Genomic DNA, 25,132 nt, shown 5'->3' with positions numbered 1-25,132 from the left:
ACCAATACTCAAAAGTGACGATGAGTTCGAGCGGACGAACCGGTACCCCGAGGAGCCCTGACACACCCGACCAGGGGATCGGCAAGGGAGATGCCATGACCGCCACCAAGCCGGCGCGGGCCGCCACCGATGTCGTCTACGACCTGGAAGGCACCCTCCTGGAGGCGTGCTCGTGCGGGGTGCTGTGCCCGTGCTGGGTGGGCGCCGATCCGGATGGAGGAAGCTGCGAGTCCGTCAACGCCTACCGCTTCGAGCACGGCACCATCCGGGGCGTCGACGTCAGCGGCCTGTCCTTCATCAACGTCTGTCTCATTCCCGGGAACGTGCTCGCACCCGGCACGTGGCGGGTGGTGAGTTTCGTCGACGACCGCGCCGACGACGCGCAGTTCCAGGCGATCATCGACGCCTACCACGGCCGGCTCGGCGGTCCGCTGGCCGACCTGGCCGGGTTGGTCGACGAGGTGATCGCGATCGAGCGGGCACCCATCACCCACGAGACCCGCGACGGGAACGGCACCCTGCGTATCGGCGACGTGCTCTCCGCCGACATGGAACCGTTCCGCAGCCCGGACGGCGCCACCATCACGACCCTGCGCGACTCGTTGTTCTCCACCGTTCCCGGCTCTCCGGCCTACGTCGCCCGAGCCCACCACCACAAGGTCGACCTGCCGCAGTACGGCATGGTCTGGGACTTCGAAGGGCGCAACGCCATCCAGTCCGACTACCACATCACCTACACGACCGCGGGATGACCGGCCACGGCGGCAGGCCTGGGACCCTGTCGCTCGCCCGCGTGCGTCACGACCCAGGCCTGGTGCTGTGGGCGGTCACCGGCGTGGGCTGGCTGCTGCTCGTCGGACTGGCGATCTACGCACCCGAGCTGGCCCACCGGCACGGCGATCTCGTCGGACCGGGATCCGGACGAGGTTGGCCGCTGGCGCTGGCGACCTTCACCGGCGCCTGGTTGGTGATGGTCGTGGCGATGATGCTGCCCACGACCGTGCCGATGGTGCGGATGTTCACCGTCGTCACCGCGGGTGTCGAGCGGCGGCTCGCCGTCCGGATGCTGTTCCTGGCCGCCTACGTCACGGTCTGGCTGGTCTTCGCGTGGCTGGCGCTGGCGGCTGACGTGGGAATCCATGCGGCGGTCGACGCTGCCGGGCAGCCGGATGAACGGGTGGTGTTGGCAGGAGCGCTCCTGATCGCCGGCGCGGCGCAGTTCACCCCGCTGACGCGACATTGTCTGCGCGCCTGCCGTGACCCCCGCGCGTTCCTGGTCCGGCACTACCGCCGCGGCCTTGCCGCATCCTGGGCGCTGGGTGCTCGCCATGGCCTGTTCTGCGTGGGGTGTTGCTGGGCACTGATGGTGGTGATGTTCGCCGTGGGCGTCGGAAGCCTCTGGGCGATGATCGGGCTCGCGGCAGTGATGGTGATCGAGAAGACCCACCCCCGTGGCACCAGCCTCGTCGAGCCCGTCGGCCTGGTCCTGCTCCTCGCCGGTGCCTGGCTGGGCCTTGCGGCATTGGCCGGACCGCTGACGGGCGACGGAGCCGGCGCCGCGCACCACCACTGAGCCCACGGTCTCGCCGTCGACCGGGTGCCCGGGGCCCGGCTCGCCGACTCCCCCTGCCGTCATCGCCGGCGCTCCGGGGCGGAACCACAGCGTCCAGCGGGACACCGGCAACGTCAGCGCGGCGGAATCGCTACCCCATTGTCGGCCGAAGGGGCAGGACGCGATCGAGCTGGCTGCGCGAGGTGATGCCAAGTTTGGTGAAGATCTTGCGAAGGTGGTATTGCACCGTGTGTGCGCTGATGAACAGTCGTGCGCCGATTTCGGGGTTGGACAGGCCGTCACGGGCCAGCTGAGCGATCTGCGTCTCCTGTGCGGTCAGTTCTTGGTGTTGTTCGACCGGCCTGCGTTTATGTGGTGTTCCTCCAGCAGCTCGCAATTCGTGTCGCGCCCGCTCGGCAAAGCCGGCTACACCCATCACCTCGAGCATGTCGTGGGCCACGCGCAGTTCTTCACGAGCGTCACTACGGCGCCGTTCTCTGCGCAGCCATTCTCCATAGAGCAGATGCGCGCGAGCGAGGTCGACCCGAAGGCGGGTTTTGTCGAGGCGGGCGATCGCCTCTCGGTAGCGGTGCTCGGCGTGGTCGCCCTCGAGCAGCAGCGCGTGCGACCGCGCCTGGGCTCCCAAGGCCCAGTCGGTGCCGCTTGCTGTGGTCAGCTCCTCGAGGCGGCGGTAGGCGTCGGCCGCCGTTCCGGTCATGCCGCAGCGCGTGGCGCCTTCGATCAGCTCGACCAGGGCCCAGCACAGCGAGGCGGGATCGTTGCCGTAGGCGATGGCGCGCCGGCCCGCGCTTGCCGCCTTGTCGTAGCGGCCGAGGCCGTTGTTCAGCGTGGCGTTCGCCCATTCGGCGAAGGTGATGCCGATGCCCTCTCCGCGTCGAGTGACGTCCTGGATGGTGGCTTCGACGAGGGCGTCCGCTGAGGCTTCGTCGCCGCGCAGCGCGGCCAGCCCCATCGCGCTGTAGGGGGCAAGGCCGCTGCCGGTCGCTTCCATGACCGTCCGTAGCTCGTCGGTCAGCACCGCGGTCGTCGCGAGGTCGCCGGTGAACAGCAGTATGTGGGCGCGTGCGGTGAGGGCGAGCGGGATCTCGCTGAGTGCGCCGGTGGTGCGTGCGAGCTGGAGGTAGCGTGCGGAGAGTTCGTTCCAGCGATGGTCGTCCCATAGTCGGGCAGCGGTCACGCACGCCAGGTACATCCGCCGCAGTTGTTCCTCTGCGGGCATGCTCGCGCCGAAGTCGGCAAGAGCCCTGCGCAGGATCGGCACTCCCGCGGCGTACCCCGCATGCAGACCCGCTGCCGTGCCGTCGAGCAGGAGATCAGCGACACTTTCGCCGTGGTGCGGCGGCGGTGCTGCGCTTGCGGCGCGGGCCACCTCGAGGACGTCTCCGCCCGGGGCGGCGAAGCGTGCGGCGAAGATCGCCGCCAGCAACGCGTCCAGGTAGGTGGCGCGCGAGAGAGCGGGGTCGCTCGCTTCGAGACGTCGAGCGGCGCTCAGCAGTAGCGCCGGGGTTTCTCCGCCCCGGCTGGTGTTGAACGCCAGTTGGGCCTGCGTCATGTCGAACGTTGCCTGCTGAAGGTCGTCGAGTGGCTGGGAGGCCGCCATGGCGAGGAGATCCCGCGCCACGTCGAACACTCCGGCCTGGATCTTGGACTGGGCGGCGGTCAGGGCACGCCTCGCTCGGTTGTCCGCGTCGCTGCTCAGCGTCGCCGCCTGCTTGAGGAACGCGGCCGCGGCGGCGTAGCCGCCGCGTGCTCGAGCTCGCCCGGCAGAGCGTTCGAGCTCAGCGGCGATCTCCTCGTTCGGTCCCGGAGCGGCCTTCGCACGGTGCCAGGCGCGTCGGTCGGGATCGACCCGGTGGTCGGTGACCTCGGCCAGTGCCTCGTGTGCCTCCTGCCTGTGTTGGGTCGTCGCCGACCGGTAGGTCGCTGTGCGGGCCAGCGGATGGCGGAACCGGACGCGGGCGTCGAACTCGGCGAGGCCGGCATTGGCCACGGCTGCCGAGGCGTCGGCGCCGATCCCGAGCAGCTCGGCTGCTCGCCATATCAGCGTGGGGTCTCCGGTCGGGTCGGCCGAAGCCAGCAACAGCAGTTGCCGCGCTCGGGCGGGCAGAGCATCGATGCGGCGCCGGAAGCTTTCCTCGATGCTGCCCACCAGCGGCGTGGTGCCGGGAAGGCCGAACCCGCCGGCCAGCTCCGCGAGGGTCAACCCCCGTGGTATCTCCAACAATGCCAGGGGATTGCCCCGTGTCTCGGCGACGATCTGGTCGCGGACCCGCGCGTCGATCGGTCCGGTCAGCGCCGAGGCCAGCAGCGCGTGTGCGTCTGTCTCGGACACACCGCGGACCACGAGCTCCGGTAGACCGGCCAGCTCGCGGCTGGGGATCCGGGCGCCGAAGACCATTCCGACCGACTCCGCGCCGAGACGGCGGGCGACGAACGCGAGGACCTGCGCCGAGGCGTGGTCGAGCCACTGCTCGTCGTCGACCAGGCAGATCAGCGGCTGCTCCTCGGCGACGTGGGACAGCAGGCTCAGCACGGCCAGGCCGACCAGGAAGGCGTCCGGGGCGGGGCCGGCGACCACGCCGAACGCGGTGCGCAGCGCATTGCGTTGCGGTACCGGCAGCGCTTCCAGCCGATCCAGTATCGGCACGCACAGCTGATGCAGCCCGGCGAAGGCCAGCTCCATCTCCGACTGGACCCCGGCAGCACGGGCCACCCGGCAGCCCGAAGCATGCTCGGCCAGGTACTCCAGTAGCGCAGTCTTACCGACGCCTGCTTCCCCGTGCAGTACCAGGGCCTGACTTGTTCCGACGTGCGCAACCGTCTCCACCAGCCGGTCGAGCACGCCGCACTCGTTGCGGCGGCCGGTGAGTCCCGTCCCCGGCCGCCGTACCGGCGAGCTGTCGGGCACCTGCACCGACTCACGCTATCGCGCTGGGCGGTGACGAACTACCCGTCGTGGCTACTCACCAGGGGATTCGGCCGGCCCGCCGGCCGAGGCAGGCTTCACCTCGGGCCCGCGGCTGGCAGCTATCCAGTGGAACGGCTTTCCAGAGCTGCTCTCGCCCGGGCGGCGAGTTCGGAGGAGGCAGAGATGGCACGGGTCCACCACCGTCATGCCACCGTGGACGGCCAACGCTTGTTCTACCGGGACGCGGGCCCGCTCGAGGCTCCGGCCGTCGTGCTGCTGCACGGCTTCCCTGCCAGCTCGTTCATGTTCCGGCACCTGATCCAGCTGCTGGCGGATCGGTACCGCGTCATTGCGCCCGACCACCTGGGATTCGGCCTGTCGGACGCGCCGTCTGTCGACGACTTCACCTACACCTTCGACGCCCTGGCCGGGCTCACGGCGGACCTGCTGAGTGAACTGGCGGTCGACCGGTACGCCCTCTACGTGCAGGACTACGGGGCGCCGGTGGGTTGGCGGCCGGACGCCTGGGAGCACGACTTCGCCCAGGTGTCCCGGCCGGGCAACGATCTCGTGCAGTTGGCGCTGTTCGCCGACTATGCCAGCAACCTGCCGCTGTACCCGAAGCTGCGCGCCTGGCGGGACATGGGTGTACCCGTGCTGGCGGTCTGGGGGCCCAACGACGAGATCTTCCGGCAGGAAGGCGCGTTGGCGTTCGCACAAGACGCCCCCAGCGCCGAGATCCACCTCTTGGACGGGGGGCACTTCCTGCTGGAAAGCCACCTGGATCCCGCCGCGAGCCTCATCCGTGGCTTCCTGGCCCGAACACTGTCGTGACCGGGCTGCTGCACAGTCAGGCCGTCCTGGTGATCGGCCGGGGCAGCGGCATCGCCCGCGCGGCGACGCTGACCGCCCGCGACGCCGGGGCGAAGGTCATCGTCGCCGATCGTGACAAGCACGCCTTGGCTGCCGCCTACCTCGGCGAGCCCGCCATCTGCACCGAGACCGTCGACCTGACCGACGACGACTCCATCCGCGCCCTCGGCGAACGGCTCGGCCAGGTCGACCACGTCGTGGTCACCGCATCCGCGCCGGCCCGGGGCCGCCTGCAGCAGTTGGAGCGAAGCGCGATGCGGCTGTCCTTCGACACCGAGGTGATCGGCCCGCTCCTGATGGCCAGGCATCTGGCGCCCAGGATGAACGAGGCCGGATCGTTCGTCCTCTTCTCCGGCGTGGCCGCAGTGAAGATCGCGGTCGGCGCGCTCGGGGTCGCCATCACCAATGGCGCCGTCGACGTCCTGACCCGTTCACTGGCACTGGAGCTGGCGCCCGTCCGGGTCAACGCCATCTCCCCCGGCGTGGTCGACACCGGCGCACGGGATGTCGTCGCTGACGACGCCGAGGCGGGCTACTCGGCCGAGAGGAGCGCCCGCAATCCGGTCCGGCGCATCGGCACCGCAGGCGACGTCGCCGATGCAGTCCTGTTCGCGATGACAAGCACGTTCCTCACCGGGCAGACCCTGCACATCGACGGCGGCGAACCCCTCACCTGAAGCTCGGAACGACCACCCCTCGAATGCATCGGAGGACTGGAGACGATGGGCCTGTCCTGGCAGCAAGGACCACTCGCCGTCGGCGCGGTCGGACGCTTCCTCGTCCCCGACCCGCTACCCGGACGCCTGCTCTACGCCGAGCCGCTACGCCGCCGGATGCGGGTCCGCTTCGGCGGCGAGTGGATCGCCGACAGCGACGACGTCGTGCTGCTGCACGAGCCCGGTCGCTACCCGGTGGCCTACTTCCCGCCCGGCGCCATCGCCGACGGCGTCCTGCTCTCCGGCGAGCACACGACCCGGCACCGCGACCTCGGGCTGACGACCTGGTACACCGTGCGCGCCGGCACCGGCGACAAGCAACGCGCGGCCTACCAACACGTCGAACTGCCCGATCACGCCGGCGAGCTCAAGGCCCGCGTGGCGTTCGCCTGGCGGGCCATGGACGCCTTCTACGAGGAGGACGAGCGGATCGTGGGCCACGCTGCGGACAGCTACCACCGTATCGACATCCGCCGGACCAGCCGCCATCTCACCGTGCACCACGCGGGCCAGGTCGTCGCCGATACCAGCCGGCCGCTGGCGCTGTACGAGTCCGGCTTCGCCCCGCGCTGGTACGTCCCGCGCGAGGACACCGACGAGTCCGCCCTGACCCCGGTGGAAGGCCAGACCTTCTGCCCCTACAAGGGGCTCTGCAGCTACTACGACATCGGCAGTGCTCGTCGCGCCGCCTGGTCCTACGAGAACGCCTGGACCGAGGTCCGGCGCGTCAGCGGGTTGATCTCGTTCGAGCCGGACAAGGCCGAGGTGCACATCGACGGCACCCGGCTACGGCCGGAACCCGGCCAATCCGTCGTCGCGCACGGCATCGACCGGGACCTCACCCCCGACGAACTCGCTCCCGGCAAAGACACATGATCGGCCACAGTAGGACGACCACACCTCCGGCACGGGTTTCACAGGTTCCCCGCGTCCTCTCGGTGAACGTCGGCATGCCGAAGGACGTCGCGTGGCAGGGCAGGACCGTGCACACCGGGATCTGGAAGGAACCGGTACACGGCCCGGTCATGGCTCGCCGGCTCAACATCGACGGCGATGGGCAGGGCGACCTGGCCGGTCACGGCGGCGAGCAGCGCGCCGTGCTCGTCTACCAGATCCAGTCCTACACACACTGGCAGCGCCATCTCGGACGCGACGACTTCGGTTTCGGCCAGTTCGGGGAGAACCTCACCGTCGACGGCCTGCCCGACGACGTAGTCTGCGTCGGCGACCGCTACCGCATCGGCGAGGCCGAGTTCGAGGTCACTCAGCCGCGGGTCACCTGCTATCGCGTCGGCATGCGTCTCGACGAGCCCCGGCTCCCCGCACTGCTCGTCAGCCACCACCGCCCCGGCTTCTACATGCGCGTCCTCACCGAGGGGCTTATCCAGGCCGGCGACCGCATCATCAAGACCCGCACCGGCCCCGGCGCGCTGAGCATCGCCGACACCGACGCGCTGCTCTACCTTCCCGGGCGGGACCCGGCGAAGCTCCACCTCGCAGCGCAACTTCCCGCCCTCAGCCCCGGCTGGCGGGACTCCTTCCGCGACCTGCTCACCGCCGACACCGACGGCGCCGGCGCACACCTCGAGTCCGTCGCCGCCGAGCCGGCCTGGGCCGGGTTCCGAAGCATGCGTGTTGCGGCCGTACGCCGCGAGACCACCACGGTCTCCTCCATTCACCTAGCCGCGACGGACGGCAGTCGCCTTCCCCCCACGCGAGCCGGCCAGTACCTGACGCTGCGGATCCCGGCGGCCGGGCAACCCGCCCCGGTACGCAGCTACTCATTGTCCTCCGCACCCGACGGCGGTACCTACCGGATCAGCGTCAAACACGAGCCCCACGGCATCGCCAGCGCCTTCCTGACGACGACGCTCCAGCCGGGAACCCTCCTCGAGGTGGCCGCGCCCCGCGGAGATTTCCTTCTCGCCGACGGCACCGGACCTGTTCTTCTGATCTCTGCCGGCATCGGCCTGACGCCGGTGCTGTCGATGCTGCACGAGCTCGCCACTCGGCACAGCGCACGGGAGGTCTGGTGGCTCCACGGCGCCCGACGACCGGGCGAGGATCCCTTGGCCGATGAGGCGCACGGCCTGCTCGCGTCGTTGCCGCACGCCCATGAACACGTGTTCTACAGCGCTGCCACGGTCGAGGAAAGCCGACAGCACAAGGCCCACAGGGGGCGACTCAGCTACGACGAGCTGGTCGCGCTCGCCCTTCCTGCCGCCGCGAACGCCTACGTCTGCGGGCCGTCCGCTTTCATGGCCGACATGCAGCGCGCACTCACCGCGCTCGGCATGGACCCCCGCGACATCCACACCGAGCTGTTCGGCGCCGTGCCGTCGCTCAACCCCGGCCTGATCGGGCAACCCCACCGATCACCCCACCCGCCCTCCGGTGCACCAGGAACCGGGCCACTGGTGACTTTTGCCCGCAGCGGTCTCTCCGCGCATTTCCCCACCAGCCTGCGCAACGTGCTCGAGCTCGCGGACGCCTGCGACGTCCCCACCCGCTGGAGCTGCCGGTCGGGTGTCTGCCACACCTGCATCACCACAGTGCTCTCGGGCGAGGTCTCCTACTCCCCGGACCCGCTCGATCCGCCGGACGGCGGGCAGGTGCTCATCTGCTGCGCCCAGCCCGACACCGACGTCGTCCTGGACATGTAGGACCAAGGAGCACGATGACAACAGGTGCCCCACGCTCGCACGGGAACTCGGCGATGACCAGATGGTTGCGGCCGCCACTCGCAACTCTCCGTGCCTTCGGAGGCAGGACGAACGCGGACCCGGCAGCGGCGCATCGTGAAACGGTACGGCTCGTCGCGCTCAGCGACGGCGTCTTCGCCATCACCGTCACCCTGCTCGTGTTGGAGATCCGGCCGCCCAGCGGAGATCAGAACTTACTGCACGGGCTCCTCGCGCTCTGGCCGTCCTATCTCGCCTATGCGGTCACCTTCCTGTTCATCGGACAGGTCTGGGCCAACCACCACGTCATGTTCGACCACATCCGAACTGCCGACCGGATCGTACTGCTCCTCAACACACTGCTCTTGATGGTTGTGGCGTTTCTGCCGTTCGCAACGTCCGTCCTCGCCGAAGCACTGCGCAGCACATACGAACAACGAACCGCAGTGGTCTTCTACGGCGTAGCCTTTGCGGTGACCGCGCTGATGTTCAACGCACTGTGGAGATACGCGCGCCGGCACCGACTCGTCCGCGAGGCGACCGATTCAGAGGCAATGACCGCTATCGGCAGCCGCTTCCTGCTCGCCCTCGTCTGGCTCACCGTCGCCACATTGCTCGGGGCTCTGATCCCGGCCTTGGGCGTGGTCCTGATCGTCGCCTTCAACGTCTTCTACTGGCTCCCGATCCGGGGCGAAAGCCCTCGACCGCAACCCTGAAGCGTCGTCGCGGCCCACATCGCGTCCTCCATGGCTGCCGGTAGCGGTCCCACGCCGCGGCGCCCTCCGTGTCACCGGCCACCGTGGCCTTCACCTGTTCAGCCTTGAAGGCGGTATGCAGCAGGGTGACCGACCTCTGAACGCTGAACGTGACACCCAGGAACGCGACCTGTCGTGAGAGGTTCGCTCGCTTCGTGTCATGTGGGCGATGCTGCGCTCGCCGACCAGCAGACCGCTGGCCGGGTCGACGTGGCGCCACCGCAGGGCGCACAGCCCGCCGCGGCGCGCACCCGTCGTCATCGCCACCCAGACGAACGCTCCGGAAGACCGGAAACCAGGCTGCATCGACGATGACACGCACCCGAAAAACGCCGCTCGGCAGCTGGCCGATGCTGCCTCGGAGGCGCTCGCGCCTGCCCGAGGAGGTCGCCATGGCGCGAACGGTAGCCCGGTTCGCGTCACGACTCGTGTCACGCGGACCCTGGGTCCACCGAAGCTACTCACGAAACCGCTGGTCAGGGAGTGGGGCAGGTCGGGCTCGAACCGACGACCTGACGGATTATGAGTCCGCTGCTCTGACCAACTGAGCTACTGCCCCTCGCGCGACAGGCTAGCGGCCCGCACCAGCGGCGACGCGCCGCCCACGGCCGCCTCCCGACTCGCACCACCAGAACTCCCGACTCGCGCCACCGGAACTCCCGACTCGCGCTCCCGGAGCTCCCCGACTCACGAGGGCCGGCATGCTTCACGGGACGGGGCATCCACGACGGTCTCCGCTTCGTTGAACGTTCAGCCGGCTCTCAGCAACCCTGGCTACGGTCGCTCGTTGAAGCTTCAACTGCGAGTTGGACGAGAGATCCGGGGGTGCCCGTGAAGCTGCGGACGTACTGGAAGCGCTACCTGCTCGGCGCGGTCGTGCTGGTGGTGGTGTCGGCGGTCGGCGGCCCGCTGTTCTACGCCAAGGTGATCGAGGGCGACGCCGCGGCGCCGCTCGCCGTCGCTACCGACCAGACCGCGGCGACCGGCGAGCTGGGCGGCGACTACACCGTGTCCAGCGGCTCCGAGTCCGGCTACCGGGTGCACGAGATCCTGGGCGGGCAGAGCATCGACGCCGTGGGCCGGACCCAGGACGTCTCGGGCTCGGCGACGGTGAGCGGGTCGCAGGTGACCGCCGGTGACGTCACCGTGCAGCTCGCCTCCGTGAAGAGCGACCAGGACCGCCGCGACGACCAGTTCACCGGGAACATCATGAACGTCGCGGAGTACCCGACCGCCACCTTCCGGCTCACCGATCCGCTGGACCTCGGCGCGGGCTTCACCGGCGGCGACCGCGCGACGGCAAACGCCACCGGTGAGCTGACCGTACGCGACGTGACCCGTCCGGTGACCTTCCCGATGACCGCCGTGCGCAACGGCACCGGGATCGACGTCTCCGGCTCCGTCCCGGTGACCTTCGCCGACTTCGGCGTGACCCCGCCGAGCATCGGCGACTTCGTGAAGGTCGATCCGACTGGTCAGATCGAGTTCCTGCTCAAGCTCGCACGCGCGGCCTGATCGGATCAGGCGAGCTTCGCGCGCAGGCCGTCGATGCCTCCCGCGTAGACGCCCTGCGCGAAGGTCTGGTTGAGGCCCTCCTCCTGCCCCGCGTCCGCGTCGTACTCCGACCACCACTCGACGAACGACTCGCCGGTGTCCGTGATCGGGGCGACGCGGACCGTGGAGACGTAGCGGCGCGCGTTGAAGGGGTTCGCGCCGGTGAAGGCATAGGTGAGGGTGCGGTCGGCGTCGTCCATCGCGAGCAGCTTCTCGTCGAAGGGGTCGCCGCCGTCGGCGAGGGTCAGCCTGCGGACCGCGCCGACGGCGCCGTCCGTGCCCTCGACGATCTCGCTCTTCGCGATCGCGGGGAGGAAGTCGGGCAGGCCGTTGAAGGCGCGCAGCAGTGCCCAGACCGTTTCGGCCGGTGCGGCGACGACTCCACTGGCGTAGGGACGGGGCATGGTCACTCCTGTGTGACGAGGGCGTTCTTGAAGGCGCGGGTCTGCTCGACCAGCGCGGTCTCGGTGGGCAGGCGCTCCATCGAGGACGCGCCGTAGAACCCGTGGCAGGCCGCGGTACGGCCGAGCACGTACGCCGCGTCCTCGGGCATGGCGATCGGGCCGCCGTGGCAGAGCACGAGGACATCCTCCCGCTCCTCCAGCGCCGCGGCGGACCACTCGTCGATCAGCGCCACGCAGTCGTCGAGCGTCTTCGCGGTCTCCGCGCCGATCGCGCCGCCGGTGGTGAGGCCCATGTGGCAGACGACGATGTCCGCGCCGGCCCGGGTCATCGCGCGGGCGTCGTCGGCCGAGAAGACGTACGGCGTGGTGAGCAGGTCGAGGCGGCGCGCCGCCTCCACGAGGTCGACCTCCAGCCCGTAGCCCATCCCCGTCTCCTCGAGGTTGGCCCGGAACACCCCGTCGATCAGGCCGACCGTCGGGAAGTTCTGGATCCCGGAGAAGCCGAGGTCGGCGAGCTCGCGCAGGAAACGGTCCGTGAGCATGAACGGGTCCGTGCCGTTGACGCCCGCGAGGACCGGGGTGCGGCGGACGACGGGCAACACCTCGGCGGCCATCTCGACGACGATGTCGTTGGCGTTGCCATAGGCCAGCAGGCCGGCGAGCGAGCCCCGGCCGGCCATGCGGTAGCGCCCGGAGTTGTAGATCACGATGAGGTCGATCCCCCCGGCCTCCTCGCACTTCGCCGACAGGCCCGTGCCCGCTCCCCCGCCGACGATCGGCTCGCCGCGGCGGGCCATGTCCCGGAACCGCTCGACGAGCTCCGCGCGGCCGAACCTCATGCCGCCACCTCCCGCTGTACGTCACGCCAGGCCGCGACGACGGCGTCGGCGAACTCGGGGTCGTTGATCGCCATCGGAAACTTCCGCAGCCGGGTGTGGCTGTCCAGTCCGGACTCCAGCGCGGCGAGCAGCGCGGCGTCGGCCTCCGGGTCGTGGAACGGCTGGCCGGGCACGTCGAGCAGCGACACCCCGCCGGTCGGGACGAGGAACAGCGCCGGCCCTGTGAAGGCGTTGATCTTGCGAGCGAGGAACGCGCCGATCTCGGCGTTCTCCTCCGGGGTGGTGCGCATGAGTGTGACCTGCGGGTTGTGCTCGTAGAACAGCCGGTCGGCGAAACGCGGCGGGACCGTGTCCCGGGCCCCGAAGTTGACCATGTCCACGGCGCCGACCGAGCCGACGTAGGGAACGCCGGTGCGGGCGATAGCGTCGAGGCGGTCCTCCCCCGCCGCCATGACCCCGCCGACGAGCAGGTCGGCGATCTCGGTGGTGGTCAGGTCGAGGACTGAGGAGACGAGACCGGAGTCGACGAGCTTCTCCATCGCCGTCCCGCCCGTACCGGTGGCGTGGAAGACCAGCGGGTCCACCTCGGTCCCCAGCCGCTCGAGGACGGCGGTGACCAGCGGGGTCGTCACGCCGAACATGGTCAGCCCGACGGCGGGCCGGTCCTCCCCCGGCGGGATCTCGCGGGTCAGCGCCCCGGCGAGCATGTGTGCGGCGTTGCCGAGGACGAGCCGGGAGATGCGGTTGATCCCGGCGACGTCGGTGACCGAGTAGACCATCGCGATGTCGGCGGCGCCGACGTACGGCGCGGTGTCGCCGGACGCGACCGTCGAGACCATCACCTTGGGCACGCCGACCGGCAACGCCCGCATCGCCGGGGTGACCAGGGCGGTCCCGCCGGAGCCGCCGAGGCCGAGCACCCCGCCGACCTCCTGCGCCGGCAGCCAGCGCTCGAGCGCGAGGGCCATCGCCGCGACCGCGCTGCCCCGGTCGCCGGTGAAGACGGCGTCGACGCCGTCGGGGTGCGCCGCGGCGACCTCGGCGGCGGACACGTCGGCGCGCGCGGCGCTCTTGTCGGAGGTGGACACGTCCACCGAGGTCACGGCGAGGCCCGCGGCGCGGAGAAGGTCCGCGACGTGGCGCAGCTCCGCGCCCTTGGTGTCGTGCGTGCCGATCACGTACGCAGGACCCACTCCTGGAGTCCTACCGCACGATCACTCCTCGCGCAGCCGGTACTCGCCGCCGTGTCCCGCGACCTCGTACAGGTCGTAGTGGTGGACGATCTTCGGTCCGCCGTGCAGGTGGATGTGCCGGACGACGGCCGGCGCCTCCTGCTCGGCCGGGCGGGTGCGGACCCGGCCGTCGAGCGGGCCGCCGACGAACCAGTAGGTGTCGGGCGGGGTCTCGTCGGCGGGGTCCGGCCGGGGCGTCCGGGCGGCGACCCAGTCGTCCCAGTCCTCCTCCGAGGCTGCGGGCATCCGGCCACGGTACGTGCCCGTCCCGCGACGGCGCACGGTCGGCGGGGTCACGCCGGGCGACTCGCGGAAGCCCCCAGCGCGACTCGCGGAAGCCCAGAGCGCGACTCGCGGGAGGGAGCACCGGCACGCACGGGACGGCCCCGCCACCGGGGCACGTCGGTGGCGGGGCCGGGGTCCGGCGCAGCTCGGGCGCTGCTCGGGCGCTGCTCAGATGACGATCACGCGTTGCTCAGGCGACGGCCTTGGCGCGTTTGCGCGCGTCCCGGGCGATCCCCTCGACGGCCTTCGCGCCGGCGGAACCTGCGGTCGAGCCGGCCTCGGCGGCGCGGTGGGCGACGTCGCTGCCGAACTTCGACACCTGCTCGCCGGCCTGCGCCGCGAGCGCGGTCAGCTGGTCGACGTAGCCGGGGGCCTGCTTGCGGGCCTTCTTGGCGGCCTTGCGCGCGCTCTTCTCCCACTCGGCGCGCTTCTTGTCGGCCGCCTTCTCCCACTGGGCCCGCTTCTTCGACGCGGCCTTCGCCCAGGCGTCGCCCTTCTGGTCGGCGAGCTTCTCCCAGGCCTTCCCGCGCCGGTCGAGCTCCTTCTGCCACTCCGCGCTGCGCTTGTCGACCTCCTTGCGCAGCGCCGCGCCGCGCTTCTCGGCCTTCTTCGCGGCCTTCGCGGCGCGCTTCGACAGGTCGTCGCCCCACGTCGACGCCTGGTCCGACGCCGTGGCGGCCCATTCGGAGGCGCGGTCGGACGCCGTCGCGGACAGCGCGGACGCGGTGGCCCCCAGGGCGGCGGCGCGCTCGGACGCGGCGGAGCCCAGCTCCGCGGCCCGCGCCTTCACGACCGGCGCCTTCTCGGCGACCGTGGCGGACAGCGACTCGGTCAAGGCCGACGCCTTGCCGGCCAGGTCCGACCCGGTCGACGCGCCCGATCCGCCGAGGCCCGAGACCAGCCCGCTCACCGAGTCGGTGGCGCTGTGCGCGGCGTCGGACAGCGCCTCGGCCCGCTTCTCCAACGCGGCGGAGGCGACCTCGGCGGCCTTGCGGCTGCGCCAGGCCACGGACGGCTTGCCGTGGGTGTCCGCGGCCGCGATCATCAGCCCGCCGAGCAGGCTGACGTTCTTGAGGAAGTGGACCTGCTGGGCCTGCTTGGCCTCGGGGTCGCTCTCCTCCCAGAAGCGGTGCCCGGCCAGAGTGGTCGGGATCAGGGTGGCGGCGAGCACGGCCGACGAGGTCCGGGGCAGCTTGCCGAGTGCCAGCAGCGTCCCGGCGGCCACCTTGGCGCCGGCCTCGACCTTCACCAGCGTCTCGTTGTCGGGGCGCTTCTCCAGCGGGGACATCTGCACGGCCTTGTCGATCGCGGGCGCGGCGTAGTCCAGGACGGGCTTGGCGGCCTCGGCGTGCGCCTGGGGTTGGCGCAACGCGTTGATTCCGCCCGAGATGAAGATGGCGGCCAGCATGGGGCGGGCCACACGACGCAACAGAGGCATGGGGCCGCGTTCCCCACGCTCGCGTGTGGCAAACACGGGTGCCGCTGGCGGGGGACCCGCGGGGTCGTCAATCATGCCGGGGTGGCGAGACACGCGATCGGGTTGGACATCGGCGGCACGAAGGTCGCCGGCGCGGTGGTGGCCGAGGACGGGACGGTCGTCGACGAGCTGACCGAGCCTACCCCCGCGACCTCGGACGCCCCCACGATGTCGCGCCTGCTGCTCGGCATGGTCGAGCGGCTGCGTGCGCGCAACCCCGAGGTGCTGGCCGTCGGGGTGGGCGCCGCCGGGACCGTGGAGTGGCCGGGCGGGCGGATCCTCTGGGCGCCGAACAACGCCTACCGGGACTGGGCCGTCCGGGCCGAGATCGAGGAGGCGACCGGCCTGCCCGCGGTCGTCGACAACGACGCCAACGTGGCCGGGCTGGCCGAGGCGCGCCTCGGCGACAGCCTCTACAAGGAGATGGTGCTGGTCACCGTCGGCACCGGGGTGGGCAGCGGGATCGTGCTGGGCGGGCACATCTACCGCGGCCCGCGCGGGCTCGGCGCCGAGCTGGGCCACATCATCGTGGACCCGGACGGCCCGCCGTGCGGCTGCGGCAACCACGGCTGCCTGGAGTCGCTGGCCTCGGGCACCGCGCTGACCCGCACCGGCCGCGAGGCCGCGGCCGCGGAGCCCGACGGCCTCATCGCGCGGCTGGCCCGCGAGAAGAACGCCGAGGTCACCGGGCAGGTCGTCACGGAGGCGGCGCTGCAGGGCGACCCCACGGCGCGGCGGCTGTTCCAGACCCTGGCCCGCTGGCTCGGCATCGGCATCGCGTCGGTCACGACGATCTTCGAGCTCGACGCCGTCGTGATCGGCGGTGGCGTCGTCGACACCGGCGAGCTGCTCCTCGCCCCGCTGCGCGAGGCGGCCGCCGAGTTCGCCTACGCGAAGACGGTCCGGCCGCTGGTCCCGGTGCTCCCCAGCACGTTCGGGAGCGCCGCCGGCAAGATCGGCGCGGCCCTGCTCGCACTGGATCACGCGGATGATCGGAGCACCCGTTAGCGTGACCGCGTGACCCTCCTCCTCGGTCCCGTCCTGCGGCACGTCGGCGAGACGACGGCGGTCGTGTGGGTGCAGACGGCGGGCCCGGCGACGGTCGAGGTGCTGGGCTGTCGCGCGCGGACGTTCGAGGTGGCCGGGCACCACTTCGCGCTGGTCGCGGTGACCGGGCTCGATCCCGACGCACGGATCCCGTACGAGGTCCACGTCGACGGCGAGCAGGCCTGGCCGTTGCCGCACAGCCCCTTCCCGCCGAGCGTGATCCCCACCCGGGGGCCGCGCTCCGCCGGGCGGGCGCGGATCGTGTTCGGCTCGTGCCGGTACGTCAAGGTCTCCGACCGGAAGCAGGCCGCGCTCTACGGCATCGACGCGCTCGACGCCTACGCCGCGCGGATGGCCCGCGCCCCCGCCGAGGAGTGGCCCTCGGCGCTGCTGCTGCTCGGCGACCAGGTCTACGCCGACGAGCTCACCCTGCAGACCCGCCGCCGGATCGCCGGCCGCCGGGAGCGGCACCCCGACTGGCCCGCGGACGAGATCGTGGGCTTCGACGAGTACGTCGGCCTCTACCGGGACTCGTGGATCGACCCGGAGATCCGCTGGGTGATGTCGACCGTGCCGACGGCGATGATCTTCGACGACCACGACGTGCGGGACGACTGGAACACCTCGGCCGCCTGGCGCGCGGAGACGGCCCGCACCCCGTGGTGGCGCGACCGCATCCGCTCGGCCCTGGCCTCGTACTGGGTGTACCAGCACCTGGGCAACCTCTCCCCGGAGGAGCTGGCCGCCGATCCGGACTGGACGAAGGTGCAGGCGGCGGAGGGCGACGTCTGGCCGCTGCTGGTGGATCTCGCCGACCGCGCCGACGCCGAGGTCGACGGGAGCAAGGGCCTGCGGTTCAGCTTCCGCTGGGACATGGGCCGAAGCCGGCTGGTGATGATCGACTCGCGCAACGCCCGCGTCCTCGAGGGCGGCGAGCACCTCATGCTCGGCGAGCGTGAGTTCGCGTGGGTGGAGAGGCAGGCGTCCGCCCCGGCGCCGGACGGCGGCGACGTCGACCACCTCCTGCTCGGCACGTCCGTGCCCTGGTTGCTCGCCCCAGCGCTGGGCGACCTGGAGACGGTCAACGAGATCGCCGCGAGCCGGCCCGGACTGCGCGGCCGCCTCGGCGAGGCCGTCCGGCAGGCCGCGGACATGGAGCACTGGCCGGCCTTCCGCGCGTCGTTCGACCGGCTGGCCGAGCTGGTCGGGCGGGCGGCCCGGGGTGCGGAGGGCCCGTCGGCCCCCGCGACGGTGACGGTATTGTCCGGTGACGTGCACCACAGCTACACCGCCCGGGCGGAGCTGCCCGGCGTGACCGCCGGCGCTGCGCGCGTCCACCAGGTCGTCTGCTCCCCGGTGCACAACCACGTGCCGGGGGCCGTCCGGGCCGCGTTCCGGCTCGCCTGGTCGCGGCCCGCCGCCGCGTGGGCCCGGGCCTGGGCCGCCCATCACGGCGCCCCGGCCCCCGGCCTGCGCTGGGACCGGGTCGGCACCCCCCTCTTCGGCAACCACATCGCGACCCTGCTCGTCGACGGCAGGCGTGCCGAGGTGATCTTCGAGAAGCCCCGGTCCGCCGCCGCGCTCGACGAACGGGCCCGCGTCACCCTCAGCGCGGAGGCTGCATGAGCACGCTCGGACATCCGGGACCCGGCGCGGTGCCGCTACGCGGCGACGAGCCGCCCGAGACGGACGGCACCGGCGCGCTCGCCGGGCAGACCGTGGTCCTGCGGCCCACCGAACCGCGGCACGTCGGCGAGTTCCTGCAGATCCTGCAGCACCCCGAGGTGGCGCGCTGGTGGGCCGGGTACGACCTGGAGCGGGTGCGCCGGGAGCTCCTCGGCCCGCACTGCTACGCGGTCGAGGCCTACCGCGAGACCGTCGGGCTGATCATGTTCCACGAGGAGGAGGACCCCGACTACCGGCACGCGGGCATCGACGTCGCCCTGCACCCGGACGCGCACGGGCAGGGCCTCGGCGCCGACGCCGTGCGCGCCCTCGCCCGGCACCTGTTCGACGTGCGCGGGCACCACCGGATCGTCATCGACCCGGCGGCGACGAACGAGCGCGCGATCCGCAGCTACGAGCGGGTCGGGTTCCGACGGGTCGGCGTGATGCGCGCGTACGAGCGCGCCGCCGACGGCACCTGGCACGACGGGCTGCTCATGGACCTGCTTCCCGAGGACCTGTAGCCAGCGCGGCGAGGCCGCTCACCAGCAGCTCCAGCCCGAACCGGAACCGCTCCTCCTCCGTGCCCGACGTCAGGTGCGGCAGCAACGAGACGAAGGTCGGGAACCGGTCGGCGGGCAGCGACGCGAGGAACTCCTGCGTCTGCCCGGCCTCGTCGTCCCACTGGCCGCGCCCCTCCTCGCGCTGCGCCCGCATCGCGCCCTCGACCGCGCTCGCGCTGACGTAGAGGCCCACGACGTCGGCCGACCAGGCCGCCGCCTGCTCCGGGACACCCCCGAGGCGCAGCAGCTGCAGGGTCGTCTCCGTGACGCGCAGGGCATTCGGCCCGAAGGGGACCGAGCCGAGCGCGGCACGGGCGATGTCGCGGTAGCGCAGCAGGGTGGCCCGCGAGTCGACCCACAGCTGCGTGACCTGCTCGCGCCACCGCGCGGGGTCCGGCTCGGGCAGCGGGATCTCCCCCGCGACCTCGTCGAACAGCAGCTCGACGAGCTCGTCCTTGTTCGCGACGTGCGCGTAGAGGGACGCCGCGCCGGTCGACAGCTCGGTTGCGACACGGCGCATGCTCACGCCGTCGATCCCCTCCTTGCGCAACACCCCCATCGCGGCCTCGACGATCGTCTCCCGCGACAGGGAGCGTCGTGCCGGCTGCTTGCGCGGGGTGCGCCAGGGCGGCTCGGGCAATTCGTGCTCCACGCGTTCGATTCTATTTGACACGAACGCCGTTCGTGGATAGAAACAGCGTTCGTTCGAACGCCGTTCGTTCTGAAGAATCGTGGAGACGCTCTACCGGTGGCCCTGGCTCGCGCTCGTGGCGGTGCTGATCGCCGAGGGCGGCCGGCGCGGGGATGACCGCCGACTTCCGGGTGGTCCTGGCCGCCGTCGCGGTGACGACCGCGCTGGCGGGTGTGCTCACCGTGCTGCTCCCCGGCGTACCGCGGCCTCGGAGGAGGCCGCGGGGACACCGGAGCCGGCCGCGGCCTGAAGAGGCTCAGAAGGGGGTGCCGGCGAGCCAGGCGTCGAGGACCGCGGCGTCGCCGAACACCTCCAGGCGGGAGTCGTCCGCCGGCAACCGGCGCAGGGCGGCGAGGTAGAGGACGGTGGCGGGCCCGCGGACGGCGACGGTCCCCTTCGCGTGCCCGTGCTCCCAGGCGATCCCGGCCCGCTCGCCGACGCCGTCGGGACGGACCGTCCACTCCCCCGCCGGGCCGAGGTCGCCGTCCGTGGCGTGCAGGTGCAGTGTGACGCCCTCGGGCAGCAGCTCGCGGCCGCGGCGGGCGGCGAGGAGGTCGAGCCACTCGGACAGGCCGTCGGCGGCGAGCGCCGGGTCGAGGTCGCTGTCCTGCCCCAGCGCGAGCTGCACGTCCGCGCGGTGCGCCGTCTCCTCGTGCAGCCGGCGGCGGATCCACCAGGCGGAGGGCTTCGGGCCGGTGAAGGTCCAGGCCGGGGCCTCCGGCCCGACCGCGTCGACGGCGTCGAGCACGGCCTGCGCACCCTCGCGCAGCCACGCCGCGGTGCCGTCGAGGTCGGCGGGCGGCTTGCCGCCGGGGACCTGCCGCGGGTCGAGCGGCTCCGTCACGCGCTCGGTGATCATCGTGGCGGCCCACCGGTGGCCGCGCCCGACGTGGCGCAGCAGCTGGGTCAACGTCCATCCGGGGCAGGTCGGGATCTCCGTGCCGTGATCGGCGGTACGCACCAGCTCGGCCAGCCGCGCGTTCTCGTCGAGCAGGGCGGTCCGGACGTCGATCACGGGCGTGGTGGGGGCGGCGTCACTGCTCATGACCGGAACCTAGCCCACGCCGGCGAGGCCGCCGGGTCCCGCGCTCCCGGGCGGATCGCGGGTCACAGGCATGATCCGTGATCGCACCGGGTAAGGGACCTTCATGGCGCCCGAGCATCACGACTGGACGCGCCACGGTGCGGGTCGAACCCTGCTGTGGTGGCCACTCTCCTCGTTCGTGCTCATGGCGGTCTTCCCCGACGCAGGGATCCTGCCGATCGTGCTGTCCGGTGCCGCCCTCGCCGTGGTCGGTGTCGCGGGCACGGTGGCCGCACGGGTGCTGCGCGGGCGGATCCGGGCGCGGCGCGCCGCGGGCGCCCCGGCCTCGCTCACCGATGCCGTCGGCGACGTGGTGGACGAGGCCGTGGAGTCGGTCGAGTCCGTCCTCGACCCGGCCGTCGACGCGATCCCCGAGCGCCGCGCGGCCTGACCTCCTGCAGCCCGATCCCCTGCAGCCCGATCCCCTGCAGCCCGATCCACTGCAGCCCGATCCCCTGCAGCCCGATCCCCTGCAGCCCGATCCCCCGCAGCCCGATCCCCCGCGGCCCGACGTCGCCGAACCTCGTGCATTCCGGCGCCCCGCCCGCGCAGCGTGACCGAGCGGGACGTCTCGAGCGGCTGGGTGCGATCGTCGTGATCGCATTCACAGCGCACGAACGCGAGCTCCGGTGCGCGCGGTGACCGATCACGGTGCGATCACATCACCCGACCGGGCGGCGCTCGCCCGGACGTCCCACGCCTGCCGTTCACCGGCTGTTTAACTCGATCGAGTGGCGTGTCGAGAACGTCGCAACCTCTTTCCCGCTCGCGCTTTAGGCGAGGTACGCGGTGCGCATCAGCGGATCGCGTGTCACCCGAGAAGGAGTAGTCATGCCTTTCGCGAACCTGCTGCCGCTGCCCGGCGCCCCGAAGAAGCCGGCGAAGAAGCACGACAAGTGCTCGCAGTCGAAGAAGTCGTGGAGCAAGTCGCACGGCAAGAAGAAGCACGGGCACAAGTGAGCCGGGTGCTCTGATGTCCGTGCGGCGGCCCCTCCCGCGCTGCGGTGGGAGGGGCCGTCGTCGTCTTCCCGACCGGTCTTCTCGCCCGACGTTCCGGCCCCCGCACTCCCCCGTTCTCTCCCGGACCACCGGAGGCACGTGACGATGCCGTCCCCCACCGCCCGTCACCGCGCGACGAGGCGCGGCTCCCGCCGCGCGACCCGACCGCTCACCGAGACCGCCGAGACCACCGAGACCACCGAGACCCCGGACGCCCTCGATCCGGACCCCGGACCGGAGCCGACCCCGGAGTCGTTCCCGGCCGTGACACTGCCGTCCGCCGACCTCGTGACCAGCGACGACGACTCCCGGGCAGTCGCGGTCGAGCCTCACCGCGAGGCCGACGCCCAGCCCGGAGCCGAGCCCGGAGCCGAGCCCGACACCGGGCCCGGGCCGGGCGCCCCGGACCGCTCCGCCGGCGCCCTGCTGCCCGAGGCCCCGCACCTCACGGTGCGGCAGATCTTCCGCCGCTTCTGGCCCTACACCGCCGGGTTCCGCGGCCGCTTCGCGGTCGGCCTGATCCTGTCGGCGCTCAGCCCGCTCACGATCGCCGCCAGCCTCTGGCTGTTCATGATCCTGATCGACGACGTGCTCACCCCGCAGAACTACACGTTGCTGCCGTGGGTGATCGGTGCCTATCTGGCCGTCTCGGTCGTCGGTGCGGTGGTCGACTATTTCGACTCGTACGTCTCCGCGTGGGTCGGTGAGCGATTCGTCCTCGTCCTGCGCACCCGCGTGTTCGCACATCTGCAGCGCCTCTCGCTCGGATTCTTCGAACGGCGCCAGCTCGGTGACGTGATGTCACGGTTGTCGAGCGACATCGGCGCCATCGAGGAGCTCGTCCTGACGGGCGTCGCGATGGCCGTGACGTACGGCGTCCAGGTGATCGTCTTCACGGCGCTGCTCTTCTTCCTGAACTGGCAGCTGGCCCTGATCGCGATCGCGGCCGCGCCGGTGTTCGGCCTGGCGTCGCGGTTCTTCGCGCGCCGGATCAAGAGCGCGTCGCGGGAGAAGCGGCGGCGCACCGGCGGCATCGCGGCCGTGGCGGAGGAGAGCCTGGGCAACGTCGCCCTCGTGCAGGCGTACGGCCGGCAGGCGGCCGAGACCGAGCGGTTCCACCGGGAGAGCCGCGGCGCCTTCGCCGCGCAGATGGTGGCGGTGCGGCTCAAGTCGTTGTTCGGCCCGCTGGTCGGGATGCTCGAGGTCGTCGGCGTGCTGACCGTCCTGGGCGTGGGCATCTGGCAGATGGCCCGCGGCAACCTGACCCTCGGCGGCCTGCTCGTGTTCACCGGCTATCTGAGCCAGCTGTTCGGCCCCGTCCGCGGGTTCGGCGAGATGGGCAACACCGTCTACGCCGCGGCCGCGGGCGCCGAGCGCGTGATCGAGCTGCTCGACGAGCAGCCCCGGGTCACCGACCGGCCGGATCCGGTGCGGATCGAACGGGCGCGCGGCGACCTGCGGCTCGAGGACGTCACCTTCACCTACCCGGGCACGACCGGGACCGCGCTGGAGCGGGTGTCGATCCTGGTCCCGCGGGGGCACACCGTGGCGGTGGTCGGGCCCAGCGGCGCCGGCAAGACCACGCTGACCAAGCTGCTGCTGCGCTTCTACGACCCCGATGCCGGAGCCGTGGTGCTCGACGGGCACGACCTGCGCGACCTCGCCCTCGCCGACGTCCGGCGCAACGTCGCGGCGGTGCTGCAGGAGACGCTCGTGTTCGACGGCACGGTGCGCGACAACATCCTCTGGGGCCGCCCCGACGCGAGCGAGGCCGAGATCGTCGAGGCCGCACGGGCCGCCGACGCGCACGAGTTCATCAGCGCGCTGCCCGACGGCTACGACACCCGGGTCGGCCAGCGCGGACGGCTGCTCTCCGGCGGTCAGCGGCAGCGGCTGGCGATCGCGCGGGCGATGGTCCGCGACGCGCCCGTGCTGATCCTCGACGAGCCGACCACGGGGCTCGACGCCGGCGCCACCGAGCGCATCCTCACGCCGCTGCGCCGGCTGATGGCGGGCCGCACCACGCTGGTGATCAGCCACAACCTGCTCACGGTCACCGACGCCGACCAGATCGTCTACCTGGAGAACGGCCGGATCACCGCCTCCGGGCGGCACCGCGAGCTGCTCACGCGCAGCCCCGGCTACGCCGAGCTGTACCGGCTGCACCACCCCGGCGCGGAGCCCCTGGCGGAGCGGCTGCCCGCCACCCTGCACAGCGGGTTCGGGGAGTTCGGGGACGGCTTCGGGATCGGGATCGAGGACGGCTACGGGGACGGCTACGGGGACGACCTCGCGGCGGACCTCGACGCGGACCTCGCCGCCCTGGAGACCTCCTCGTGGCCGGCCGACCCGTGGGCCGAGACCGCCCTGCTCCCCACGTTCCGCACGGCGGGAGCGCACGTCGGCCTCTCCGAGCTCGCCCCGGTGTCCGGCCCGGAGGCGTTGTCCCGCTGGGCGTTGCCCGCGCGCTGTACGGGCGTGACCGAGTTCCGGCCGGCCCCGGTGGCCGGGGCCACCTCCGGACCGGACGTCGCTCCCACCGAGCGTTTCGCCGCCGTCACCCGGACCTCCGAGGTGCCGGGCGGGCGGCATCGCGCGAGGATCGACGGCGTGGAGTTCGACGGTGTGGGGGTCGACGACGTGGACGGCGACCGGACGGGCTGGAGCGTGCGCCCCGGCGGTCCGCGGTGAGTGACGCCGGGCGCCCCCACGGGGGCGCGCGATGAGTGCGGCCGTCGTGGAGCCGGATCCCCGCCCGGATCCGGCTCCCGACGACCTGCGGTTCGCGGTCCCGGCGACCGACCCGGGTCTCGACGGGCCGCCGCCGCTCCCGCCGGGCCACGAGGTCGCGCCGGGCTACAGCGTGGTGCAGCACCTGCGTCGCGGCGAGGACTTCGACACCTACGACGCGTGGAGCGCCGTCCACCACTGCCACACGGTGGCGAAGGTGCTGCGCCCGGACCTGGTGGGCGACGTCCGGACCCGGCGCGAGCTGCTGCGCGAGGCCAAGCTGCTGCGCGCGCTGCGCCACCCCTACATCGTGCGGCTGCTCGACCTGGTCGACGAGCGCGGCCCGAACCCGGTGATGGTGCTGGAGTCGCTGCCCGGCGGCACCCTGTCCGACGCGCTCGACAGCTACGGCCGCTTCCCGGAGACCGCCCTCGCGCACCTGGGGCAGCAGCTCGGCGCGGCGCTGCGGTACCTGCACGAGCACGGCCGGGTGCACTGCGACGTCAAGCCCAGCAACATCGTCGTCAGCGCCGGCGTGACCCGCGTGATCGACCTGGCGCTCGCCCGCGCACCCGGCCCGGCGCCGGCCGAGGTCGGCAGCGCCCGGTACATGGCACCCGAGCAGATCCTGGGCGGGATCGTCACCCCCGCCACGGACGTCTGGGCGGTCGGCGTGGTCCTGCACGAGGCCGCGACGGGCGTCCGCCCCTTCCCCGACGGCGTCGCGGACCCGGAGCAGACCGGCTCGCACAGCCTCTCGCGCACCGACTCGACGCACCCCCGCGCAGAGCTGGGCCGGCTCTACCCGCAGCTGCTCAAGGGCGCGCCCCGGCTGCGGTCCCGGCGCCGGCTGCCGGTGCGGGTGGCGAGCGTCCTCGACGGCTGCCTGCTCACCGATCCGGGCTCCCGGCCCACCCTCGCGGAGGTGCACGCCGCCCTCGACACCCTGCTCTGAGCAACGGCCCGGCGCGGCCACCCTTCCCGAGCTGCGGAAACGTCGTCCGACGGACGTCACATCACGATCTCTTGCAAGCCCGATACTAGGACGTCAAACTA

23 protein-coding genes and 1 tRNA gene are annotated in these 25,132 nt (G+C 72.0%); 15 read left to right on the top strand and 9 right to left on the bottom strand.

The features are described from left to right. The first annotated feature begins 95 nt into the window (after window positions 1–95). Both LWC33_RS09975 and LWC33_RS09970 read left to right on the top strand, forming a co-directional pair. The gene (locus LWC33_RS09975) at window positions 96–752 is read left to right on the top strand and encodes a DUF1326 domain-containing protein (protein ID WP_233303989.1); all 657 of its coding nucleotides are present in this window, start codon (window positions 96–98) and stop codon (window positions 750–752) included. A gap of 41 nt (window positions 753–793) precedes the next feature. Next, complete coding sequence (locus LWC33_RS09970) at window positions 794–1,573, top strand: DUF2182 domain-containing protein (protein ID WP_233303988.1); 780 nt, start codon at window positions 794–796, stop codon at window positions 1,571–1,573. A 130-nt stretch (window positions 1,574–1,703) separates the two neighbouring features. Here LWC33_RS09970 and LWC33_RS09965 read toward each other — a convergent pair whose 3' ends face one another. Beyond that, window positions 1,704–4,487, bottom strand: coding sequence for an AAA family ATPase (locus LWC33_RS09965; RefSeq protein ID WP_233303987.1), 2,784 nt, complete (start codon window positions 4,485–4,487; stop codon window positions 1,704–1,706). A gap of 177 nt (window positions 4,488–4,664) precedes the next feature. Between LWC33_RS09965 and LWC33_RS09960 the strand changes: the two genes are divergently transcribed. The 5 genes from LWC33_RS09960 (at window position 4,665) to LWC33_RS09940 (ending at window position 9,467) form a co-directional block, all read left to right on the top strand. Beyond that, entirely contained in the window at window positions 4,665–5,315 is a 651-nt protein-coding gene (locus LWC33_RS09960) for an alpha/beta fold hydrolase (protein WP_233303986.1), read from the top strand. Beyond that, window positions 5,312–6,031 carry an SDR family oxidoreductase gene (locus LWC33_RS09955; protein ID WP_233303985.1) on the top strand — a complete coding sequence of 240 codons (720 nt, stop codon included), beginning with the start codon at window positions 5,312–5,314 and terminating at the stop codon, window positions 6,029–6,031. Before LWC33_RS09960 ends, LWC33_RS09955 begins: the two co-directional genes overlap by 4 nt. A 45-nt stretch (window positions 6,032–6,076) precedes the next feature. Continuing rightward, window positions 6,077–6,946, top strand: a complete 870-nt coding sequence (locus LWC33_RS09950; RefSeq protein WP_233303984.1) for a DUF427 domain-containing protein — start codon at window positions 6,077–6,079, stop codon at window positions 6,944–6,946. Between the two features lie 107 nt (window positions 6,947–7,053). Beyond that, window positions 7,054–8,733, top strand: coding sequence for an MOSC and FAD-binding oxidoreductase domain-containing protein (locus LWC33_RS09945; protein WP_233303983.1), 1,680 nt, complete (start codon window positions 7,054–7,056; stop codon window positions 8,731–8,733). A 53-nt stretch (window positions 8,734–8,786) separates the two neighbouring features. Continuing rightward, entirely contained in the window at window positions 8,787–9,467 is a 681-nt protein-coding gene (locus tag LWC33_RS09940; protein WP_233303982.1) for a TMEM175 family protein, read from the top strand. Between the two features lie 523 nt (window positions 9,468–9,990). On the opposite strand, the gene LWC33_RS09935 is transcribed toward LWC33_RS09940, so the two are convergent. Next, window positions 9,991–10,065, bottom strand: a tRNA-Ile gene (locus LWC33_RS09935). Between the two features lie 272 nt (window positions 10,066–10,337). Here LWC33_RS09935 and LWC33_RS09930 point away from each other — a divergent pair. After that, window positions 10,338–11,021, top strand: coding sequence for a YceI family protein (locus LWC33_RS09930; protein ID WP_233303981.1), 684 nt, complete (start codon window positions 10,338–10,340; stop codon window positions 11,019–11,021). Window positions 11,022–11,026: 5 nt separating this feature from the next. Here the strand turns inward: LWC33_RS09930 and LWC33_RS09925 are convergent, their stop codons facing one another. From LWC33_RS09925 to LWC33_RS09905, 5 genes are all read right to left on the bottom strand, one after another. After that, window positions 11,027–11,464: an SRPBCC family protein gene (locus tag LWC33_RS09925; RefSeq protein ID WP_233303980.1), complete on the bottom strand. Its 438-nt coding sequence runs from the start codon at window positions 11,462–11,464 to the stop codon at window positions 11,027–11,029. 2 nt (window positions 11,465–11,466) lie between these two features. Beyond that, entirely contained in the window at window positions 11,467–12,303 is an 837-nt protein-coding gene (locus tag LWC33_RS09920; RefSeq protein ID WP_233303979.1) for a phosphoenolpyruvate hydrolase family protein, read from the bottom strand. After that, entirely contained in the window at window positions 12,300–13,496 is a 1,197-nt protein-coding gene (locus tag LWC33_RS09915) for a Tm-1-like ATP-binding domain-containing protein (protein WP_233303978.1), read from the bottom strand. The genes LWC33_RS09920 and LWC33_RS09915 overlap by 4 nt, the downstream gene beginning before the upstream one ends. Window positions 13,497–13,517: 21 nt before the next feature. Then, window positions 13,518–13,781 (bottom strand): DUF8847 domain-containing protein, encoded by a 264-nt coding sequence (locus LWC33_RS09910; protein ID WP_233303977.1) that lies wholly within the window; start codon window positions 13,779–13,781, stop codon window positions 13,518–13,520. Window positions 13,782–14,010: 229 nt separating this feature from the next. Next, the gene (locus LWC33_RS09905; RefSeq protein WP_233303976.1) at window positions 14,011–15,258 is read right to left on the bottom strand and encodes a DoxX family membrane protein; all 1,248 of its coding nucleotides are present in this window, start codon (window positions 15,256–15,258) and stop codon (window positions 14,011–14,013) included. A gap of 81 nt (window positions 15,259–15,339) precedes the next feature. On the opposite strand from LWC33_RS09905, the gene LWC33_RS09900 reads away from it, so the two are divergent. The 3 genes from LWC33_RS09900 to LWC33_RS09890 are packed head-to-tail and all read left to right on the top strand — an operon-like array spanning window position 15,340 to window position 18,533. Next, entirely contained in the window at window positions 15,340–16,305 is a 966-nt protein-coding gene (locus tag LWC33_RS09900; protein ID WP_233303975.1) for an ROK family protein, read from the top strand. 9 nt (window positions 16,306–16,314) lie between these two features. Further along, window positions 16,315–17,970 (top strand): alkaline phosphatase D family protein, encoded by a 1,656-nt coding sequence (locus LWC33_RS09895; RefSeq protein WP_233303974.1) that lies wholly within the window; start codon window positions 16,315–16,317, stop codon window positions 17,968–17,970. Then, on the top strand, window positions 17,967–18,533 hold the full coding sequence (locus LWC33_RS09890; RefSeq protein WP_233303973.1) for a GNAT family N-acetyltransferase: 567 nt from the start codon (window positions 17,967–17,969) through the stop codon (window positions 18,531–18,533). The genes LWC33_RS09895 and LWC33_RS09890 overlap by 4 nt, the downstream gene beginning before the upstream one ends. Here the strand turns inward: LWC33_RS09890 and LWC33_RS09885 are convergent. Then, window positions 18,505–19,224, bottom strand: a complete 720-nt coding sequence (locus tag LWC33_RS09885; RefSeq protein ID WP_233303972.1) for a TetR/AcrR family transcriptional regulator — start codon at window positions 19,222–19,224, stop codon at window positions 18,505–18,507. The genes LWC33_RS09890 and LWC33_RS09885 overlap by 29 nt on opposite strands. Before the next feature lie 295 nt (window positions 19,225–19,519). Continuing rightward, window positions 19,520–20,308, bottom strand: coding sequence for a maleylpyruvate isomerase family mycothiol-dependent enzyme (locus tag LWC33_RS09880; protein ID WP_233303971.1), 789 nt, complete (start codon window positions 20,306–20,308; stop codon window positions 19,520–19,522). A gap of 103 nt (window positions 20,309–20,411) precedes the next feature. On the opposite strand from LWC33_RS09880, the gene LWC33_RS09875 reads away from it, so the two are divergent. The 4 genes from LWC33_RS09875 (at window position 20,412) to LWC33_RS09865 (ending at window position 25,031) form a co-directional block, all read left to right on the top strand. Beyond that, the gene (locus LWC33_RS09875) at window positions 20,412–20,738 is read left to right on the top strand and encodes a hypothetical protein (protein WP_233303970.1); all 327 of its coding nucleotides are present in this window, start codon (window positions 20,412–20,414) and stop codon (window positions 20,736–20,738) included. A gap of 440 nt (window positions 20,739–21,178) precedes the next feature. After that, window positions 21,179–21,307, top strand: coding sequence for a hypothetical protein (locus LWC33_RS34995; protein ID WP_255691416.1), 129 nt, complete (start codon window positions 21,179–21,181; stop codon window positions 21,305–21,307). A gap of 144 nt (window positions 21,308–21,451) precedes the next feature. Continuing rightward, complete coding sequence (locus LWC33_RS09870; RefSeq protein WP_233304028.1) at window positions 21,452–24,037, top strand: ABC transporter ATP-binding protein; 2,586 nt, start codon at window positions 21,452–21,454, stop codon at window positions 24,035–24,037. Between the two features lie 31 nt (window positions 24,038–24,068). Beyond that, window positions 24,069–25,031: a serine/threonine-protein kinase gene (locus tag LWC33_RS09865; RefSeq protein WP_233303969.1), complete on the top strand. Its 963-nt coding sequence runs from the start codon at window positions 24,069–24,071 to the stop codon at window positions 25,029–25,031. Window positions 25,032–25,132 lie beyond the last annotated feature (101 nt).

Origin of the sequence: Pseudonocardia terrae, assembly GCF_021343995.1 — a bacterium.
In the GTDB taxonomy this organism is placed as follows: Bacteria; Actinomycetota; Actinomycetes; order Mycobacteriales; family Pseudonocardiaceae; genus Pseudonocardia; species Pseudonocardia terrae.
This window is presented reverse-complemented; position numbering and strand designations above follow the sequence as displayed.

Excerpts from the sequence above, each read along its gene's own strand:
- LWC33_RS09905 (WP_233303976.1), bottom strand. The coding sequence starts at position 15,258 with ATGCCTCTGTTGCGTCGTGTGGCCCGCCCCATGCTGGCCGCCATCTTC.
- LWC33_RS09950 (WP_233303984.1), top strand. The coding sequence starts at position 6,077 with ATGGGCCTGTCCTGGCAGCAAGGACCACTCGCCGTCGGCGCGGTCGGA.
- LWC33_RS09960 (WP_233303986.1), top strand. The coding sequence starts at position 4,665 with ATGGCACGGGTCCACCACCGTCATGCCACCGTGGACGGCCAACGCTTG.
- LWC33_RS09890 (WP_233303973.1), top strand. The coding sequence starts at position 17,967 with ATGAGCACGCTCGGACATCCGGGACCCGGCGCGGTGCCGCTACGCGGC.
- LWC33_RS09865 (WP_233303969.1), top strand. The coding sequence starts at position 24,069 with ATGAGTGCGGCCGTCGTGGAGCCGGATCCCCGCCCGGATCCGGCTCCC.
- LWC33_RS09870 (WP_233304028.1), top strand. The coding sequence starts at position 21,452 with ATGCCGTCCCCCACCGCCCGTCACCGCGCGACGAGGCGCGGCTCCCGC.
- LWC33_RS09920 (WP_233303979.1), bottom strand. The coding sequence starts at position 12,303 with ATGAGGTTCGGCCGCGCGGAGCTCGTCGAGCGGTTCCGGGACATGGCC.
- LWC33_RS34995 (WP_255691416.1), top strand. The coding sequence starts at position 21,179 with ATGCCTTTCGCGAACCTGCTGCCGCTGCCCGGCGCCCCGAAGAAGCCG.
- LWC33_RS09875 (WP_233303970.1), top strand. The coding sequence starts at position 20,412 with ATGGCGCCCGAGCATCACGACTGGACGCGCCACGGTGCGGGTCGAACC.
- LWC33_RS09925 (WP_233303980.1), bottom strand. The coding sequence starts at position 11,464 with ATGCCCCGTCCCTACGCCAGTGGAGTCGTCGCCGCACCGGCCGAAACG.
- LWC33_RS09975 (WP_233303989.1), top strand. The coding sequence starts at position 96 with ATGACCGCCACCAAGCCGGCGCGGGCCGCCACCGATGTCGTCTACGAC.
- LWC33_RS09880 (WP_233303971.1), bottom strand. The coding sequence starts at position 20,308 with ATGAGCAGTGACGCCGCCCCCACCACGCCCGTGATCGACGTCCGGACC.
- LWC33_RS09910 (WP_233303977.1), bottom strand. The coding sequence starts at position 13,781 with ATGCCCGCAGCCTCGGAGGAGGACTGGGACGACTGGGTCGCCGCCCGG.
- LWC33_RS09940 (WP_233303982.1), top strand. The coding sequence starts at position 8,787 with ATGACCAGATGGTTGCGGCCGCCACTCGCAACTCTCCGTGCCTTCGGA.